The sequence below is a fragment of the Streptomyces sp. NPDC055955 genome (genome assembly GCF_042270245.1).
Lineage (GTDB): Bacteria > Actinomycetota > Actinomycetes > Streptomycetales > Streptomycetaceae > Streptomyces.
Genome location: NZ_JBHJYS010000013.1, coordinates 268,657 through 285,892 on the forward strand (window position 1 = coordinate 268,657; position 17,236 = coordinate 285,892).

A 17,236-nucleotide genomic window follows, 5' to 3' on the forward strand; every position below is an offset into this window, starting at 1 on the left:
TTTACTTTAGTGGGCTCAGGCGATCGGGCCGGATCACGAGCCCCCACCCGGGGTCAGAGTCCCAGCAGCCAGCGGCCCCCGCCGAGCAGTGAGCACACCGAGACGGCGTGGAAGAAGAACAGCCACATCCCGGCCGGCACGTGCGTGAGCCGTGACAACTGGTCCGCGTCCGAGTCGCCGGCCCCGCCCCGCCTGCGCTTGCTCTGCAGCTCGAACGCGGGCCGTACGCCGCCCAGAAGCAGGAACCACACGACGACGTACGCGAAGGCGGCCTGCACCTGCGGTCCCGCCAGCCAGGACACGAGCACGAAAAGGCCGCCGGTCAGGATCACCGTCAGCGCGCCGTAAGCGTTCCTGATCATCACGAGCAGCGCCACGAGCAGGGCCGTGGCCAGCCACAGGAGGGCCGTGATGTGTCCCGCGGCGAGCAGCGCGGCGCCGCCGAGGCCGAGGAGCGGGGGAGCGGTGTAGCCGGCGGCCGCGGTCAGGATCATGCCGAGGCCCGACGGCTTGCCGCGGCTGACGGTGAGGCCGCTGGTGTCGGAGTGCAGCCTGATGCCGTCGAGACGGCGCCCGCTGAGCAGGGCCACGATGCCGTGCCCGCCCTCGTGGGCGATGGTGATCGCGTTGCGCGAGAGCCGCCATATGGTGTGCGGGACGACCGCGGCGAGCGCGACCGCCGCTGTGGCGAACACCACCCACTGGTCGGGGTCGGACTGGCTGCCGAAGACCCGGTCCCACAGGTCGGCGGCGCCGGTACTCGCGGTGACGTACATGGTTGGAGCGGCTCCCTCTGGCGGGCCAGTATCTGGCACTGTGGCACGTATGTGCGGACGGTATGCATCGAGTCGTAGGCCCGAGGATCTCGCAGGAATCTTTGAGATCGAGAAGTGGGACCCCGAGGAGACCCTCGCGCCCGACTTCAACGTGGCCCCGACCAAGGAGGTCTACGCGGTTCTCGACCGCCCTGTGAAGGACGCAGCCGACCGGAGTCCGGTTCGCCAGCTGCGCACTCTCAAGTGGGGCCTCGTGCCGTCGTGGTCGAAGACCCCCGAGGGCGGCGCCCGGATGATCAACGCCCGCGCCGAGACGGTGTCCGAGAAGCCCTCGTACCGCCGCGCCTTCTCCAGCCGCCGCTGCATCCTGCCCGCGGACGGCTACTACGAGTGGGTCACCGGGGTCGGCGAGCGCGACCTGGAGGTCGAGGGCAAGAAGAAGCGGCCGCGCAAGCAGCCCTACTTCGTCACGCCCGCCGACGGCTCCGTCTTCGCGATGGCGGGCCTGTACGAGTTCTGGCGCGACCGCACCCTGCCCGACGAGCACCCCCTCGCCTGGTGGGTGACCTGCACCGTCATCACCACCGAGGCGGAGACCGCGCCGCTCGCCGTCGCGCCCGACGAGGGGCCCCGCTCGCTCTTCGACATCCACCCCCGGATGCCGCTCATGCTCACCCCCGACCGGTGGGACGCCTGGCTGGACCCGGCCCGCACCGACGTCGACGACCTGAAGTCCCTGCTCGCGCCGCCGCCGGAGGGCCTGATGCGGGCGTACCCCGTGTCGACGTCGGTCAGCAACGTGCGCAACAACGGCCCTGAGCTGCTCAAGGAGCTGGAAGGGCCCGAGGAGGGCACACTCTTTTGACGTGACCAAGAACACGACCGAGAACGCGGCCGAGCCCACCGCCGGGACCGAGACGGTGGAGACCGGCGCCGGCGAAGCCCGCGTCACCTGGCATCCGGCCCCCGCGAAGAAGGCCCGGCTCGTCCTGGCCCTCAGCCATGGCGCAGGTGGCGGCATCGAGGCGCGCGACCTGAAGGCCCTCGCCGCCGAGCTGCCCGCCCACGGTGTGACCGTCGCCCTCGTCGAGCAGCCGTGGCGGGTGGCCGGCAAGAAGGTGGCACCCGCACCGAAGACCCTGGACGTCGGCTGGCGCGGGGTGTGGCCCGTGCTGGAGAAGCCGGGGCTGCCGGTCGTCTCCGGCGGGCGCAGCGCGGGCGCGCGCGTGGCGTGCCGCACGGCGCAGGAGCTCGGCGCGGCCGCGGTCCTCGCCCTGAGCTTCCCGCTCCACCCGCCGGGCCGCCCCGAGAGGTCCCGCGCCGACGAACTGCTCGGCGCCGGGGTCCCCACCCTCGTCGTCCAGGGTGGCAACGACCCCTTCGGGAAGCCCGCCGAATTCCCCGGCTCCCCCGCGTACGAACTCGTCGAAATCCCTTACGGGGACCACGGATTCGCGGTGCCGAAGCGGGCGGACATCGGCCAGGACGAGGCCCTCGCGCTCATCGTGGACGCCGTCGTGAAGTGGGCCGGATCACTCGCGTGACCCCCGGGAATGTTGCGGCCCGGACGTCTGTTGTCCGGAACAGACGGTGCGGGAGTGCTGTCGAAGACTTTGTGAGAAGTCACGAGTTGTCACGAGTGCTGACGAGAGGAAGTCCGCCGCATGGGTTCGACCATCTGCCCGAGCCGAAGCAGCGCCGCTGACCTGGAGTGGAGCGTGCTGCACGCGGCGAAGACCGCCCCCGTTCGGACGTCGGGCGGACCCGATCGCCAGGCCGCCGTGACCGACGGTCGTCTATTCTCCGATTCGAGTGGGGTCTCCTTCGACCCCGCCACGTCGTTGGAGGAGGTGGGTCCGGTCACTGGCACCGACGCAGGGACCGAACACGGGCAGGCGGAAGAGCCCGAGGAGACCGCCGCGGAGCGCAGTCTGCGCTTCGAGCGTGACGCGCTCACGTTCCTCGACCAGATGTACTCGGCCGCGCTGCGCATGACGCGCAACCCGGCCGACGCCGAGGACCTGGTGCAGGAGACCTACGCGAAGGCGTACGCGTCGTTCCACCAGTTCCGCGAGGGCACGAACCTCAAGGCCTGGCTGTACCGCATCCTCACGAACACCTTCATCAACTCGTACCGCAAGAAGCAGCGCGAGCCCCAGCGCAGTGCCGCCGAGGAGATCGAGGACTGGCAGCTGGCGCGTGCCGAGTCGCACATGTCGACCGGCCTGCGGTCCGCCGAGTCGCAGGCGCTCGACCACCTGCCCGACTCGGACGTGAAGTCGGCGCTCCAGGCGATCCCCGAGGAGTTCCGGATCGCGGTCTATCTGGCCGACGTAGAGGGCTTTGCGTACAAGGAGATCGCGGACATCATGGGGACACCCATCGGGACGGTGATGTCCCGGCTCCACCGGGGTCGTCGCCAGCTGCGCGGCATGCTCGAGGACTACGCCCGCGACCGCGGACTGGTCCCGGCCGGCGCCGGAGAGTCGAACGAAGCGAAAGGCTCGGGCTCATGAGCTGCGGAGAGCCGCACGAGACGGATTGCAGTGAAGTCCTCGACCATCTCTACGAGTTCCTCGATCACGAGATGCCGGACAGCGACTGCACGAAGTTCGAGACGCACTTCGAGGAGTGCAGTCCGTGCCTGGAGAAGTACGGCCTCGAGCAGGCCGTGAAGAAGCTGGTCAAGCGGTGCTGCGGCCAGGACGACGTACCGAGCGACCTGCGGTCGAAGGTCATGGGCCGCATCGACCTGATCCGGTCGGGACAGGCCGTGCCCGACCAGGACGTGACGGCGTCGGCTCCCAAGCTGCGGGAAGCCTGAGACCGCGGCCGCAAGGCCGAGCGTGATGAGCGGGACGTGACGGCGCTGCCTCACGTCCCGCCGCCGTTCCCCGCCCCCGTCACCCGAATGTGCTAATCCCCCGTCGGGTGGCCCGGGCAATCCCCGCGATGCCGCCCGCGCGCCCTGCCCGTCGCTCTATTCTCCGGAACCTGAAGCGGGATCACGGGGAGGGGGGTCGGTATGCGCACGGTTCCGCCCATGGCCCTCGGCTATGTCCTGTGCGCGGCCGGCGGCGCCCTCGCGTGCCTGGCACCCGCCGCGGGTCCCGCCACGCCGTGGCCCGCCGTCGGACTCCTCGCCGTCCTCTACACGGGATGCGAACACGCGGGCCAGTGCCGCGTGCTCGGGCGGCGCGTGCCCAAAGGCATGGGCACGTTCTACCCCGTCCTGCTCGCCGGAGCGTTCCTCCTGCCGCCCGCGGCGGCCGCACTCGTCGCCGTGCCCGGAGCGCTCGTCGCGAGGACGGACCGGCGCCCGGCCGGCCTGCGCCGCGTCTGGCGCGCCGCCCAGCTCGCCCTCGCCACCTGGGCCGCCGCCCGCGTCCACGGAGCGCTCGGCGGCACCGCGGCCGTCTCGGCCCCCCACTTCCCTTACGCGCTCGTGCCCGCCGGAGCGGCCGTCCTGGTCTTCTGCGCCACCCTCGCCCTGCTCGACGGCGGCATCCTCGCCACCGCCGAACGCGTCCCGCTGCGCGCCGCCTGGCGCGGCCTCTTTCCGCGCGCCCTCGGGCCCGTCGCCGTGCACGGCCTCGCGGGCCTCATGATGGCCGTCCTGTGGCGCAGCCCGTACGGGCCCTTCGCCGCGCTCCTCGTGCTGCTGCCGATGTACATCTCCTGCTGGGTGTTCGCCCAGTACCACCGTGAGCGCGCCGCCCACCAGGAGACGATCCGGGCCCTCGTGCAGGCCGTCGACATCAAGGACGGATACACGCGCGGCCACAGTGAGCGGGTCGGCCGGGCGTCCATGATGATCGCCCGCGAACTCGGCATGGACGACGAGCGCGCCGAGGTCCTGCGGTTCGCCGGGATCCTGCACGACGTCGGCAAACTCGGCGTACCGACCCGCCTGTTGCGCAAGGACGGCCCGCTGACCCCCGAGGAGCGGCGCATCATCGAACTGCACCCCGAGTACGGGCACGAGATGGTGCGCGGGATCGGGTTCCTGGGGGAGGCGCGGGCGGCGATCCTGCACCACCACGAGCGGATGGACGGCAGCGGGTACCCCTACGGGCTCACGGGGGCCCAGATCCCGGAGTTCGCGCGGGTCGTGGCGGTGGCGGACGCGTTCGACGCGATGACGTCCACCCGGTCCTACTCGCGGGCCCGGCCCGTCGACGTCGCGCTCGCCGAGCTGACCCGGTGCGCGGGCGCGCAGTTCGACCCGCAGATGGTCGGGGCGCTGGTGCGGGCGCTCGGGCGGCACGGGTGGCACCCCGCCGTGACCGCCGACGAGGCCCCCGCTCAGGTGCCCGGGTCCCGCGTCGCGCGGCGGGCGGCCTCGCGGTGACGTGGACGCGGTCCCCGGGTCCGGGGAGCGGCCGGGCGCGCACCACGGTCGCGGCCGTCCGGGGCCTCGCCGTCGTGCTCACCGCCGTCTCCCTCGGGTCCACCGTGTGGAACGGCGTCGAGGAGCCCGGGACGGCGCTCGCCTTCGGCGTCCTCGTCGCCGTCGGCGAACTCGCCCGCTGGGGGGCACCCGGAGGGGACCGGGAGCCCGCGCCTCTGGGGTCCGCCGGCGCGCTCGCGTACGCACTCCTCGGGGAGACGGCGGGGCAGGCGACGCATCACGGAGCGCTCCAGGTCGTCGCCGTCTGTGTGGCGGCCGCGCTCGTCGGCTCCGTGCCGCACCTCGCGCTCGGGCACGGCCCGTCCGCCGACCACATGGCGCGGCGCGTCCTGACCGTCGCCTTCGCCGCCGTCTGCTTCCAACCCCTTTACAACCGGGGCAGGTTCGGCGCCTGGCTCGGTGACGGCGCGGCCTACGCGCTGCTGCTCGTCGGGCTGCTGGTCCTGACCGCGCTGTGCGACGCCGTCCTCGCCGCGGCCTTGGCGCACGCCCGTACCGGCTGGCCGTTCGGGCCGCTGCTCAGGGACGAGCTGCGGGCCATGATCGGCATCGGCTCCGCGGTGGGCGCCACCGGCGCCGTCATCGCCCTCGCCGTGGCCGTGGCCGGGCTGTGGGCGCTGCCCGTCTTCTGCCTGCCCCTCCTCCTGACCCAGCTCGCATTCCGCCGGTACGCCGCCGTGCGGACCACGTACCGGCAGACGATCACCTCGCTGGCCCGCGCCACCGAGATCGCCGGGTACACGCCCCAGGGCCACGCCCTGCGCGTGGCGGCGCTCAGCCGCGCCGTGGGCCGTGAGCTGGGCCTTTCCGAGGCCGACCTCACCGTCCTGGAGTACGCGGCCCTCATGCACGACATCGGGCAGCTGTCCCTCGTCGACCCGGTGGCCGACGGCGCCACCGCCGCCCTGCCGGCCCAGGAGCAGCGCCGCATCGCGCTGCTCGGCGGGGCCGTCGTGCGCCAGACGGGCGTGGACGCGGAGGTCGCCGTCGTCGTCGAGCGCCAGGCCGACCCGTACCGTGAGCAGCCCCTCACCGCGCGCATCGTCCGCACCGCCAACGCATACGACGAGATGGCCCGGAAAGAAGGCCCTCAGGGCCCCCTCGCCGCCCTGGAGCGGCTGCGTCTGGCCACGGGGCGTGACTACCAGCCCGATGTGGTGGAATCCCTGGCCAGGGTCGTGTCGAGGGGCGGGGTGACCCTGCCCCCGGCTGGGTAACCCATGGGTAATGAGCGGCTGTCCGGCCGCACGTGGTTGGATGCGAAGAAGAGGATGTCCGAGGGCTCGGGCCCCGGCCGTGCTCCTTGGGGGAAGGCCCCCCGAGGGCACTGTCCCCCGGACCGACAGGCGGGAATGCAGGCGGGAATCGTGAGGATCTTCGGCAAGGGACGGCACCGGCCCTCCGCCTCATGGCGGCAGGCCACCGATCGGGCGTTCACGCTCATCGGCGACGGCCGGTACGAGGACGCCGGGGCCCTGCTCACCCGGGCCGCCGACCTCGAGCCCTGGCTGTCGGAGTCCTGGTTCAACCTCGCGCTGCTGCACAAGTTCCGGCACGACTGGGAACAGGCGCGGGCCGCGGGCCTGCGCGCGGTGGCCCTCCTGGACCGCGAGAGCGGCGCCCCCGACTGGTGGAACGTGGGCATCGCGGCCACCGCCCTGCAGGACTGGCCGCTCGCGCGGCGGGCCTGGCAGGCGTACGGACTGAAGGTTCCCGGCGGCGCGACCGCCGCCGGTGAGCCGACCGGCATGGACCTGGGCAGTGCCGCGGTGAGGCTTTCGCCGGAGGGCGAGGCCGAGGTGGTGTGGGGGCGCAGGCTGGACCCTGCCCGCATGGAGGTCCTGTCCATCCCGCTGCCGTCCTCCGGGCGCCGCTGGGGCGAGGTCGTGCTGCACGACGGAGTCCCCCACGGTGAGCGGACGACGGCCGCCGGGCACTCGTACCCCGTCTTCGACGAGATCGAGCTGTGGGCCCCCTCGCCCGTCCCGACCTGGGTCGTCCTCCTGGAGGCGGCGACCGAGGCCGACCGGGACGCCCTGGAGCAGCTCGCCTCCGACGCCGGTTTCGCCGCCGAGGACTGGTCGTCCTCCGTGCGGCTGCTGTGCCGGATGTGTTCCGAGTCGCGGATGCCGTCCGACGAGGGCGACGGGCGGCATCTGGACCCGCACGACCACAGCGAGCCCGGACACCCCGGGCCGCTCGGCCACCGCACGGACGGCCAGCTGTGGGTGCCCGAGCGCGAGTGCGGTGTCGCCGCGCCCGCGTCGCTCGTGCGGGGGCTGCTCGACGGCTGGGTCGCGGACAGCCCGGACTCCAGGGACTGGCGGGACCTTGAAGAGGTCTGCTGACCGGTCCCCGTAGGCTGTACCCCGGAAAATTCGTCGCAGCAGGTACCGGAAGGCGTACGTCGGACATGGCGCAGCAGGACACCGAGCACGAGCACGCCGGAGTGCTCCCCGTGGACGACGAGGGCTTCGTCCTCGACACCGAGGACAACGCCGCCCGCGAGGAGGCCGCCGTCGCGCGCGGCACGTCGCGGCCGGTCACCGTCGTCGGGAACCCCGTCCTGCACAAGGAGTGCAAGGACGTCACCGAGTTCGGCGACGAGCTCGCGCAGCTGGTCGACGACATGTTCGCCAGCCAGCGCACCGCGGAGGGCGTGGGCCTCGCCGCCAACCAGATCGGCGTCGACCTGAAGGTCTTCGTCTACGACTGCCCCGACGACGACGGTGTGCGCCACACCGGCGTGGTCTGCAACCCGGTGCTCCAGGAGCTGCCCGCGGACCAGCGCCGCCTCGACGACTCGAACGAGGGCTGCCTGTCCGTGCCGACGGCGTACGCGCCGCTCGCGCGTCCCGACTACGCGGTGGTGACCGGGCAGGACGAGAAGGGCAACCCGATCAAGGTCCGCGGCACCGGCTACTTCGCGCGCTGCCTCCAGCACGAGACGGACCACCTGTACGGGTACCTGTACATCGACCGTCTCTCCAAGCGTGAGCGCAAGGACGCTCTGAAGCAGATGGCCGAGGGCACCCCGCGCTACGAGGTCGTCCCCAACGACTGAGCGGAAAGGGCCCGTTGGGGCCCGAGCGCACCGAGTGACACGCGAGCGGCGTCCGGCCTGATCTCCAACTGGCCGGGCGCCGCTCGTGTGTTCGGGGCCCGGACTGCCCCGGAGGTCAGGTGTGCGAACCGGACCGGGCGCGGGTGATCCAGAATCAGTCACCTAAGGGGACTTTTCCGGCGCGTGGGGGAGTGAGGGGAGCAAATCCGTTCCCAGAACGGTCAGTTGTAGTGCTGAATAGAAAGTGCGGGGATACGCAACGGCGCGCGCCCGGCACAGCACAGGGGCGCACGCCATCAGGCGGCTGAGAGGGGTTTGTTCGTGCCTGCTTTCTCACACAGCACTTCACGGACTCGGGCGCAGTCACAGACACAGACGCAGACAGCGGTCCCACCGGCGCTGGCCCTACCGGTGATCGAGGAGGCGTTTCCTCGCAACCTGCATCCGTATTGGCCGAAGCTTCAGCAGAAGACGCGGTCCTGGCTGCTCCAAAAGCGACTCATGCCGGCCGACAAGGTGGAGAAATATGCCGATGGCCTTTGCTACACCGACCTCATGGCGGGCTACTACATAGGAGCCCCCGACGACCTCCTCTCCGCGATTTGTGACTACAGCGCGTGGTTCTTCGTCTGGGACGACCGCCACGACCGCGACGTGATCCACGGGCGGGCGGGCGCCTGGCGACGCCTCGCCGTCCAGCTCCACGCGGCACTCGAAGCACCCCAGCTCCATCTGCACCACAGGGACCCGCTGGTGGCCGCGTTCGCCGACAGCATCGTCCGGCTGAACGGCTCCCTCACCCGTTCATGGAATGCCCGCTTCGCCCGCCACTTCCATGTGGTGATCGACGCGTACGACCAGGAATTCCGGAACCGGACCTCGGGAACGGTGCCCACGGTCGAGGAGTACATCGAACTCCGAAGGAACACCTTCGCGCACTGGATATGGCTCGATCTCCTGGAGCCGACCGCGCAGTACGAGCTCCCGAAATGGGTGCTCGAAAGTCCCGCATACCGGCGGGCCGCGCTCGCGTGCCAGGATTTCGCCGCCTGGTACAACGACCTCTGTTCACTTCCCAAGGAACTCGCGGGCGATGAACTCCACAACCTCGGGATAAGCCTCATCCAGCACGAGGGGCTTTCCCTCGAAGAGGCCGTGGAAGAAGTCCGCCGAAGGGTCTGTGGATGCATTACCGAATTCCTGGACGCCGAGCCTGAAGTTCTGCGGATGGCGGACGAGGCGGCGGACGGGACTTTAGCGGGCGAGAGCCTCGCGGTGGCACTCAGGTCGTGCGTCTCCAATATGCGGAACTGGTTCAGTTCCGTGTACTGGTTCCACCACGAGTCGGGCCGCTATCAGGTGGACAGCTGGGACGACCGCGCCACTCCCCCGTACATCAGCGACCAGGCAGGTGACGAATGACCGTCGAATCGGCAGAATCCTCGGTTCCGGCCGTCGCGGAGTCCGGCGAGCGGCGCACACCGCCGTACGCCGGCGGCGGCGCGCCCCTCCTCGGGCACGCCTGGAACCTCGTGCGCGACCCCCTGGCCTTCGTCGCGGGGCTGCGCGGCCACGGTGACCTGGTCCGCCTCAGGCTCGGCCCGAAGACGGCGTACGCGGTCTGCGACCCCGACCTCGTGGCCGCGCTCCTCAAGAGTCCCGACTACATGGTCGGCGGCCCCCTCTGGGACACGCTCGGCGTGCTCCTCGGCAAGGGCGTGGCGACCAGCAACGGCCCCATGCACCGGCGCCAGCGGCGCACCGTCCAGCCCGCGTTCAGGACGGACCGCATCGCCGACTACGCGACCGTGATGGAGGAGGAGGCGCGCGCCATGGCGGCGCGCTGGAAGCCCGGTGACACGGTCGACATCGGCGCCGAGGTGTTCCGCACCGCGGTCCGCATCGTCGCCCGCTCCGTCCTGCACGTCGACTCGGTCGACGAGCGCGCCGACCGGCTCAGCTCCTCGCTGCACACGGTCTTCAGCGGCCTGTACCGGCGTATGGTCCTGTCGGTCGGACCCTTCTACCGGCTGCCACTTCCGGCCAATCGCCGTTTCGAGCGGGCGCTGGCCGATTTGCATCGGCTGGTGGACGAGATCATTGCCGAGCGGCGCGCATCCGGAGTCAATCCGGGTGACCTGCTCGCGGCATTGCTCGGCGCCGAGGACGAGAATGGCGAAACGGTCGGCGAGCAGGAGGTGCACGACCAAGTCGTCTCCCTCGTCGTGGCCGGCGCGGAGAATGTCGCGTCGTCCCTCACGTGGACGTTCCAGCTCCTCGCGGAACACCCCGAGCAGGAAAGCCGTTTGCATGAGGAGGTTGAATCCGTGACGGATGGCCGCCCCGTCGCATTCGCCGACCTCAAGGGCCTCGTCCACACGCGCAATGTCATCACGGAGGCGATGCGCATACGGCCGGCCGTATGGATATTGACGCGGCAGGCCGCCGTCGATACCGAGCTCGGCGGCTATCACATTCCGGCCGGTGCGGACATCGTCTACAGCCCGTATGCGCTGCAGCGCGATCCGCGGTCCTTCCGTGACCATCTGGAGTTCGACCCCGACCGCTGGCTTCCGGAACGCGCCGCGGAAAGCCGGCAGAGCGCGATGATGCCGTTCAGCGTCGGCAACCGGAAGTGCCCCGGCGATCACTTCAGCATGGCCGAACTGGCCATCATCCTGGCCACGGTGACGCCCCGCTGGCGGCTGGTTCCGGTCGCGGAGACGGACAGCACGGCCCGCATCGGAATCACGCTCCAGCCCAAGCGGGCGCTGCTGCGGGTCGAGCCGCGCTGACCCGGAGCCCCGGTTTTCCGGGGGCCGCTACCGGCCCCCGGAAAACCGGGGGCGGCACGTCAACGGGCTGCTGATACCGGCGCGATGAGCAGATACGCAGGAGTCGTCGTCATCGCCAGAGACGCCCAAGAGGTGATGGCGCCGCTGACCCGTCCCGATGACGGCCGCGAGTGGCACCAGTGCTTCACCCGTGTCGAGGTGGGTATGTCGGACGCCTGGACCGTGGAGTTCATACGCCGTAACTGGGACGGACTTCTCGCCCACCTGGAGGCGCTGCCCTGGCCGCGGCCGGAGACGGTGCAGGTGCTCATCGGCGGGGAGGACGACGACTGCTTCGGCCTGTGGATGATGTACGGCGGCAGGCTGATCGAGGTCCCGCTGCCGCACACCCTGCGTCACCAGGGCGGCTTCGATGTCACTGGCCGGCTCACGCGGACCGACGGCTCGCCCGCAGGGTGCTGACGGACCGCACCCGGAACGTGCGCCGGAAGGCGTTGGGTGTGGTGCCCAGCGCCTTCATGAACTGATGTCGCATCGCCGCCGCGTTGCCGAAGCCGGTCCGCCCGGCGATCGACTCCACCGTCTCGTCGGTCTGCTCCAGCAACTCCTGTGCCAGCAGGACCCGTTGGCGAAGCAGCCAGCGGTACGGCGTCGTGCCCGTCTCCTGCTGGAAGCGGCGAGCGAAGGTGCGCGGCGACATGTGGGCGCGCGCCGCGAGCTCCTCGACCGTGAGCGTCTCGTCCAGATGCGCCTCCATCCACGCCAGTACGCCCCCCACGGTGTCGCAGGGAGTGACGGGCAGTGGGCGCTCCACGTACTGGGCCTGCCCGCCGTCGCGGTGCGGGGGAACCACCATGCGGCGCGCGATGGCGTTGGCGACCTCGGAGCCGTGCTCCGTGCGGACGATGTGCAGGCAGGCGTCGATGCCGGCGGCGGTGCCCGCCGAGGTGATGACCGACCCCTCGTCGACGTACAGGACGTCGGGGTCGACGCGGGTGCGCGGGAACGCGACGGCGAGCTCGCGCGCGTAGCGCCAGTGCACCGCGCACCGGCGGTCGTCGAGCAGTCCGGCCTCGCCGAGCACGAACACCCCCGAGCAGACGCTGAGGACGCGCGCGCCACGGTCGACGGCCCGGCGCAGCGCGTCGAGGAGCTCGGGAGGGTAGCCCTCACGGATGCGGCCCGCCGCGGGGACGGCGATGAGGTCGGCCTCCTCGAGCCGCTCCAGGCCGAACGGGGTGGAGATCGTCATGCCCGGCACATGGGTGGCCAGCTCGGGCCCTTCGGCGGACACGGCCGCGAAGTCGTACACGGGCAGCCCGGAGTCGCTGCGGTCGAGGCCGAACACCTCGCAGATGACGCCGAGTTCGAAGGGGTGCGCACCGTCGAGCAGCACTGCGGCCACGTTCTTCAGCATGCCGTCCAGTGTGCCGCAGGCTTGGCAGTAATTCGAGGGTCAGTGTCAGTCCTGCCACTGCCGGATGCGTCCGCGGGGGACGAGAGTGGAGGACATGAACACAGCGATGAACTACCTCACCGTCCTCTTCGTCTTCGCCCTTCTGGCCGCTCCGTCCCTGTTCGGGATCGCCCGCGACCGCCGGATCGACCGGGAGATCCGACAGGCCCGGCGGGACGGGCAACGCCCGCCCCGCCGAGCCGAGTTCACGACGGTCGCCTAGAAGTCCTCGTCGAACCCGACCGAGCCCTCGACCGCGACCTGGTACGCCGACGGCCTGCGCTCGAAGAAGTTCGTCAGTTCCTGGACGCCCTGGAGCTCCATGAACGAGAAGGGGTTCTCCGAGCCGTAGACCGGCGCGAAGCCGAGGCGCTGGAGGCGCTGGTCGGCGACGCACTCCAGGTACTGGCGCATCGAGTCGGTGTTCATGCCGGGCAGACCGTCGCCGCACAGGTCGCGGGCGAACTGGAGCTCGGCCTCCACCGCCTCGCGCAGCATCGCGACGACCTGCTCCTGGAGCAGGTCGTCGAACAGGTCCGGCTCCTCCTTGCGGACGGTGTCCACGACCTCGAACGCGAACGACATGTGCATCGTCTCGTCGCGGAACACCCAGTTGGTGCCGGTCGCGAGGCCGTGCAGCAGGCCGCGGCTGCGGAACCAGTACACGTAGGCGAACGCCCCGTAGAAGAACAGGCCCTCGATGCACGCGGCGAAGCAGATCAGGTTGAGGAGGAAGCGGCGGCGGTCCGCCTTCGTCTCCAGGCGGTCCAGCTTCTCGACCGAATCCATCCACTTGAAGCAGAACTCGGCCTTCTCGCGGATGGAGGGGATCTCCTCGACCGCGTCGAACGCGGCCGCGCGGTCCTCCGGGTCGGGGAGGTAGGTGTCCAGGAGGGTCAGATAGAACTGGACGTGCACGGCCTCCTCGAACAGCTGGCGCGACAGGTACAGGCGCGCCTCGGGAGAGTTGATGTGCTTGTACAGCGTCAGGACCAGGTTGTTCGAGACGATCGAGTCACCCGTCGCGAAGAACGCGACCAGGCGCCCGATCATGTGCTGCTCGCCCGGCGACAGCTTCGCGAGGTCGGCGACGTCCGAGTGGAGGTCGACCTCCTCGACGGTCCAGGTGTTCTTGATCGCGTCCCGGTAGCGCTCGTAGAAGTCCGGGTAGCGCATGGGGCGCAGGGTCAGCTCGAAGCCCGGGTCGAGCAGGTTCTTGTTCTCGCTGGTCATTACTGGCAGGCCTCGCAGGACTCGGGGTTTTCGAGGGAGCAGGCGACGGCCTCGGGGTCGGCGGCCTGCTGTGCGGGAATGGGGGCGGCGGACGCCGCGCGGGCGATCCGTGTCGCCGGGCGCGAGCGCAGGTAGTACGTCGTCTTCAGACCCGACTTCCAGGCGTACGCGTACATCGACGAGAGCTTGCCGATGGTGGGCGTCTCCAGGAACAGGTTCAGCGACTGCGCCTGGTCGAGGAACGGCGTACGGGCCGCCGCCATGTCGATGAGGCCGCGCTGCGGGATCTCCCACGCCGTGCGGTACAGCTCGCGCACCTCGGCCGGGATCCAGCCGAAGCCCTGCACGGAACCGCTGGACTCGCGCAGCGCCTCGCGGGTCTGCGCGTCCCACACGCCGAGCCGCTTGAGCTCCTGGACCAGATAGGAGTTGACCTGGAGGAACTCACCGGACAGCGTCTCGCGCTTGAACAGGTTGGAGACCTGCGGCTCGATGCACTCGTAGACGCCCGCGATGGACGCGATCGTGGCGGTGGGCGCGATCGCGAGGAGCAGGGAGTTGCGCATGCCCGTGGTCGCGATCCGCTCGCGCAGCGCGGCCCAGCGCTCCGGCCAGGTCGGCTCGACGCCGTAGTGGTCGGGGTGCAGCACGCCGCGCGCGGTGCGGGTCTTCTCCCAGGCCGGGAGCGGGCCGTTGCGCTCGGCGAGGTCGGCGGACGCCTCGTACGCGGCGAGCATGATGCGCTCGGCGATCCGCGTGGACAGGGACCTCGCCTCGGGGGAGTCGAAGGGGAGCTTCAGCTGGAAGAAGACGTCCTGGAGGCCCATCGCGCCGAGACCCACCGGGCGCCACTTGGCGTTGGAACGGCCGGCCTGCTCGCTCGGGTAGAAGTTGATGTCGACGACGCGGTCGAGGAACGTGACGGCCGTGCGGACGGTCTCGTCGAGGCGCTCCCAGTCGATCTCCCCGCCGCCGGGTCCCTGCCGCACGAAGGCGCCGAGGTTGACCGAGCCCAGGTTGCAGACCGCGGTCTCGCCGTCGTCCGTGACCTCCAGGATCTCGGTGCACAGGTTCGAGGAGTGGACGACGTTGCCGCGCTCCGCCGTCTGGTTGGCGGTGCGGTTGGCGGCGTCCTTGAAGGTCAGCCAGCCGTTGCCGGTCTGCGCCAGGGTGCGCATCATGCGGCCGTACAGCTCGCGGGCCGGCATCGTCTTCTGCGCGAGCCCGGCGGCCTCCGCCGCGCGGTACGCGGTGTCGAACTCCTCGCCCCACAGGTCGACGAGGTCGGGCACGTCGGCCGGCGAGAAGAGCGACCACGTGCCGTCGTCGGCGACGCGGCGCATGAACTCGTCGGGGATCCAGTGCGCGAGGTTGAGGTTGTGGGTGCGCCGGGCGTCCTCGCCGGTGTTGTCCCGCAGCTCCAGGAACTCCTCGATGTCGGAGTGCCACGTCTCCAGGTAGACGGCCGCGGCGCCCTTGCGCCGGCCGCCCTGGTTCACGGCGGCGACGGACGCGTCGAGGGTCTTCAGGAACGGCACGATGCCGTTGGAGTGCCCGTTCGTGCCGCGGATCAGCGAACCGCGCGAGCGGATCCGCGAGTAGGAGAGTCCGATGCCGCCGGCGTGCTTGGAGAGCCGCGCGACCTGGTGGTAGCGGTCGTAGATGGAGTCCAGCTCGTCGAGGGGCGAGTCGAGGAGGTAGCAGGACGACATCTGCGGGTGGCGGGTGCCGGAGTTGAAGAGCGTCGGCGACGACGGCAGATAGTCGAGGCGGCTCATCAGGCGGTACAGGGAGGCGACTTCGTCGAGCGCGCGGACCGAGTCGTCCTCGGCGAGGCCGCAGGCGACGCGCAGCATGAAGTGCTGCGGGGTCTCGACGACCTGCCGGGTGATCGGGTGGCGCAGCAGATAGCGGCTGTGCAGGGTGCGCAGTCCGAAGTAGCCGAAGCGGTCGTCGGCGCCCTCGGCGACGGAGGCGGTGACGAGCGCGTCGAGGCGCTCTGCGTGCAGCGTCACGAAGTCGTACGTGCGGTCGGCGATCAGGCCCTCGCGGTGGCCCACGGCGACGGACTCGGAGAACGAGGTGACGCCCTGTGACGCGGCCTCGTCGGCGATGCTGATCGTCAGGAGCCTGGCGGCGAGCCGTGAGTACGCCGGGTCGTCGGAGATGAGACCCGCGGCGGCCTCGGTGGCGAGGGAGCGCAGTTCGGCGGTGACGCCGGAGTCCGCCACCGCGGACCTGCCGCGCAGCGCGGCGGCGGCCACCTTGCCCGGGTCGGTGTCCGGGAGGTCGGCGGTCAGTTCGGTCAGGGTGCGCAGCAGCGCGGTTCCCGGAGCGTCGTGCTGCTCGGTGTTCCCTGCCAGCTCCGAGGCCGGTTCGGTGGGCGCGATGGTCACGTGGGGCTCTCCCTCGCTCGGCTCTGGGCCTGACGGGGAGGAGGGCACGGGGGCATGGCGGGGCCCGCGTCACCGGCCCACTCCACGAGACCCGGACGTCGTCATCCCGGGCCGGACGGCTCGGGCAGGCTGTCGACAGGTCCTCGGACTCGCGTATGCGTGCATACGTACACCGTTGCGGGACAGTTCCGGAATTGCACCGGATTCCCCTGCGGCGACAGCGAGCATGAGCATACATCTTGTGTCGGGCTCGGATGGCAGCCCCACATCTTGTGTCGACTAGGCTGCGGGCGAACTGGTGCTCTAGCGGGGGGAGTCGCGGGTGCGAGGCCGGGCAGCGGGCTGTGCCGCCGTACTGCTGATGCTGCTCGCCGGGTGCGGGGACGGCGGGGACGGCGCCTCGGGGCAGCGGGGCGAGGGCGGGAGCGAGCAGCCGCCGGTGTCCGGCGTCGACGGTACGGCCGATCCCGCGAAGGTCTTCACGGGCGCCGAGTTGGGCGCCGCCCTCCTTCCGGCCGAGGCCGTCGGCAAGGGCGCGAAGGCGACCGAGATCTCCCTGGGACTCTTCGACCGGGGGTACGGGGGAGGCGACTGGAGCGCCTGCGCGGCCGGCCGGGAGGCGCACGGGGAACTGTGGCGCATGCGGGGAGCCAGCGCCGAGCGGACGTACCGCCCGGACCCCGCGGCGGTGGGCGAGAACGACCCCTTCGTCCACGAGCGCCTGGTCTCGATGCCGGCCGGGCGGGCCGGGCGCTATCTCGAACTGCGCCGCGAGCTCCACGAGGCGTGCGGCCGCGTCACCGTCGACACCGACGGCGCGCCCGTCGAGGAGCACCACGAGGTCCGGCCGCTGCCGGACCTGGGCGACGAGGCGGTCCTGGAGACCACGCGGACCACGGGCGGCGACGCGTACGACGGGAGTGCGCACTACGAGGTCGAACTGCGGGTCGGCGGCGTCCTGGTGACCGTGGGGGCGGGCACGGACCGGGCCCTGACGCTCTCCTCGGCCGCCGAGGCGGCGCGGCGGGTCGGGAAGGACCTCTACGGAGCCCCGTGAACCCCGAGTACGGCAACGGGCCGCCGGAGGGATCCGGCGGCCCGTTGC

At 71.0% G+C, this 17,236-nt stretch carries 17 protein-coding genes and 1 riboswitch; of the genes, 13 read left to right on the forward strand and 4 right to left on the reverse strand.

All coding sequences use genetic code 11. The features are described from left to right. Window positions 1-53: 53 nt before the first annotated feature. Entirely contained in the window at window positions 54-776 is a 723-nt protein-coding gene (locus ACFC96_RS26325; protein ID WP_376258018.1) for a M50 family metallopeptidase, read from the reverse strand. Window positions 777-825: 49 nt separating this feature from the next. On the opposite strand from ACFC96_RS26325, the gene ACFC96_RS26330 reads away from it, so the two are divergent. The 11 genes from ACFC96_RS26330 to ACFC96_RS26380 all read left to right on the forward strand — a co-directional run bounded on the left by ACFC96_RS26330 (window position 826) and on the right by ACFC96_RS26380 (window position 11,508). Then, window positions 826-1,641, forward strand: a complete 816-nt coding sequence (locus tag ACFC96_RS26330; RefSeq protein ID WP_376614398.1) for an SOS response-associated peptidase — start codon at window positions 826-828, stop codon at window positions 1,639-1,641. Between the two features lies 1 nt (window position 1,642). Continuing rightward, window positions 1,643-2,320, forward strand: a complete 678-nt coding sequence (locus ACFC96_RS26335) for an alpha/beta family hydrolase (RefSeq protein ID WP_376258021.1) — start codon at window positions 1,643-1,645, stop codon at window positions 2,318-2,320. A 306-nt stretch (window positions 2,321-2,626) separates the two neighbouring features. Continuing rightward, the gene (gene sigR, locus ACFC96_RS26340; protein ID WP_199841903.1) at window positions 2,627-3,292 is read left to right on the forward strand and encodes an RNA polymerase sigma factor SigR; all 666 of its coding nucleotides are present in this window, start codon (window positions 2,627-2,629) and stop codon (window positions 3,290-3,292) included. Beyond that, the gene (rsrA, locus tag ACFC96_RS26345) at window positions 3,289-3,600 is read left to right on the forward strand and encodes a mycothiol system anti-sigma-R factor (RefSeq protein ID WP_116510175.1); all 312 of its coding nucleotides are present in this window, start codon (window positions 3,289-3,291) and stop codon (window positions 3,598-3,600) included. Before sigR ends, rsrA begins: the two co-directional genes overlap by 4 nt. A gap of 201 nt (window positions 3,601-3,801) precedes the next feature. Next, window positions 3,802-5,127 carry an HD-GYP domain-containing protein gene (locus ACFC96_RS26350; protein ID WP_376614400.1) on the forward strand — a complete coding sequence of 442 codons (1,326 nt, stop codon included), beginning with the start codon at window positions 3,802-3,804 and terminating at the stop codon, window positions 5,125-5,127. After that, window positions 5,124-6,404, forward strand: a complete 1,281-nt coding sequence (locus ACFC96_RS26355) for an HD-GYP domain-containing protein (RefSeq protein WP_376614402.1) — start codon at window positions 5,124-5,126, stop codon at window positions 6,402-6,404. Before ACFC96_RS26350 ends, ACFC96_RS26355 begins: the two co-directional genes overlap by 4 nt. 150 nt (window positions 6,405-6,554) lie before the next feature. Next, a complete protein-coding gene (locus ACFC96_RS26360; RefSeq protein WP_266560298.1) occupies window positions 6,555-7,535 on the forward strand; it encodes a hypothetical protein in 981 nt (326 codons plus the stop codon). A gap of 65 nt (window positions 7,536-7,600) precedes the next feature. After that, complete coding sequence (gene def / locus ACFC96_RS26365; RefSeq protein ID WP_376258027.1) at window positions 7,601-8,251, forward strand: peptide deformylase; 651 nt, start codon at window positions 7,601-7,603, stop codon at window positions 8,249-8,251. A 321-nt stretch (window positions 8,252-8,572) separates the two neighbouring features. Beyond that, on the forward strand, window positions 8,573-9,673 hold the full coding sequence (gene cyc1, locus ACFC96_RS26370) for an epi-isozizaene synthase (RefSeq protein ID WP_376614404.1): 1,101 nt from the start codon (window positions 8,573-8,575) through the stop codon (window positions 9,671-9,673). Beyond that, on the forward strand, window positions 9,670-11,046 hold the full coding sequence (locus tag ACFC96_RS26375) for a cytochrome P450 (protein ID WP_376258031.1): 1,377 nt from the start codon (window positions 9,670-9,672) through the stop codon (window positions 11,044-11,046). Before cyc1 ends, ACFC96_RS26375 begins: the two co-directional genes overlap by 4 nt. A gap of 84 nt (window positions 11,047-11,130) precedes the next feature. Next, entirely contained in the window at window positions 11,131-11,508 is a 378-nt protein-coding gene (locus tag ACFC96_RS26380; protein WP_376614406.1) for a hypothetical protein, read from the forward strand. Here ACFC96_RS26380 and ACFC96_RS26385 read toward each other — a convergent pair. Then, entirely contained in the window at window positions 11,474-12,463 is a 990-nt protein-coding gene (locus tag ACFC96_RS26385) for a GlxA family transcriptional regulator (RefSeq protein ID WP_376614408.1), read from the reverse strand. The two genes, ACFC96_RS26380 and ACFC96_RS26385, sit on opposite strands and share 35 nt — an antisense overlap. A gap of 94 nt (window positions 12,464-12,557) precedes the next feature. Between ACFC96_RS26385 and ACFC96_RS26390 the strand changes: the two genes are divergently transcribed. Further along, on the forward strand, window positions 12,558-12,725 hold the full coding sequence (locus ACFC96_RS26390; RefSeq protein ID WP_376258037.1) for a hypothetical protein: 168 nt from the start codon (window positions 12,558-12,560) through the stop codon (window positions 12,723-12,725). Here the strand turns inward: ACFC96_RS26390 and ACFC96_RS26395 are convergent. Both ACFC96_RS26395 and ACFC96_RS26400 read right to left on the reverse strand, forming a co-directional pair. After that, complete coding sequence (locus tag ACFC96_RS26395; protein ID WP_376614410.1) at window positions 12,722-13,735, reverse strand: ribonucleotide-diphosphate reductase subunit beta; 1,014 nt, start codon at window positions 13,733-13,735, stop codon at window positions 12,722-12,724. The two genes, ACFC96_RS26390 and ACFC96_RS26395, sit on opposite strands and share 4 nt — an antisense overlap. Beyond that, window positions 13,735-16,131 carry a ribonucleoside-diphosphate reductase subunit alpha gene (locus ACFC96_RS26400; RefSeq protein ID WP_376614412.1) on the reverse strand — a complete coding sequence of 799 codons (2,397 nt, stop codon included), beginning with the start codon at window positions 16,129-16,131 and terminating at the stop codon, window positions 13,735-13,737. Before ACFC96_RS26400 ends, ACFC96_RS26395 begins: the two co-directional genes overlap by 1 nt. A gap of 138 nt (window positions 16,132-16,269) precedes the next feature. Further along, a riboswitch (cobalamin riboswitch) is annotated at window positions 16,270-16,340 on the reverse strand. Window positions 16,341-16,453: 113 nt separating this feature from the next. Between ACFC96_RS26400 and ACFC96_RS26405 the strand changes: the two genes are divergently transcribed. After that, window positions 16,454-17,188 carry a hypothetical protein gene (locus ACFC96_RS26405; RefSeq protein WP_376614414.1) on the forward strand — a complete coding sequence of 245 codons (735 nt, stop codon included), beginning with the start codon at window positions 16,454-16,456 and terminating at the stop codon, window positions 17,186-17,188. Window positions 17,189-17,236 lie beyond the last annotated feature (48 nt).

Coding starts and splice junctions, on each gene's coding strand:
- ACFC96_RS26390 (WP_376258037.1), top strand. CDS start 12,558: ATGAACACAGCGATGAACTACCTCACCGTCCTCTTCGTCTTCGCCCTT.
- ACFC96_RS26395 (WP_376614410.1), bottom strand. CDS start 13,735: ATGACCAGCGAGAACAAGAACCTGCTCGACCCGGGCTTCGAGCTGACC.
- ACFC96_RS26385 (WP_376614408.1), bottom strand. CDS start 12,463: ATGCTGAAGAACGTGGCCGCAGTGCTGCTCGACGGTGCGCACCCCTTC.
- def (WP_376258027.1), top strand. CDS start 7,601: ATGGCGCAGCAGGACACCGAGCACGAGCACGCCGGAGTGCTCCCCGTG.
- ACFC96_RS26380 (WP_376614406.1), top strand. CDS start 11,131: ATGAGCAGATACGCAGGAGTCGTCGTCATCGCCAGAGACGCCCAAGAG.
- rsrA (WP_116510175.1), top strand. CDS start 3,289: ATGAGCTGCGGAGAGCCGCACGAGACGGATTGCAGTGAAGTCCTCGAC.
- ACFC96_RS26330 (WP_376614398.1), top strand. CDS start 826: ATGTGCGGACGGTATGCATCGAGTCGTAGGCCCGAGGATCTCGCAGGA.
- ACFC96_RS26325 (WP_376258018.1), bottom strand. CDS start 776: ATGTACGTCACCGCGAGTACCGGCGCCGCCGACCTGTGGGACCGGGTC.
- ACFC96_RS26350 (WP_376614400.1), top strand. CDS start 3,802: ATGCGCACGGTTCCGCCCATGGCCCTCGGCTATGTCCTGTGCGCGGCC.
- ACFC96_RS26375 (WP_376258031.1), top strand. CDS start 9,670: ATGACCGTCGAATCGGCAGAATCCTCGGTTCCGGCCGTCGCGGAGTCC.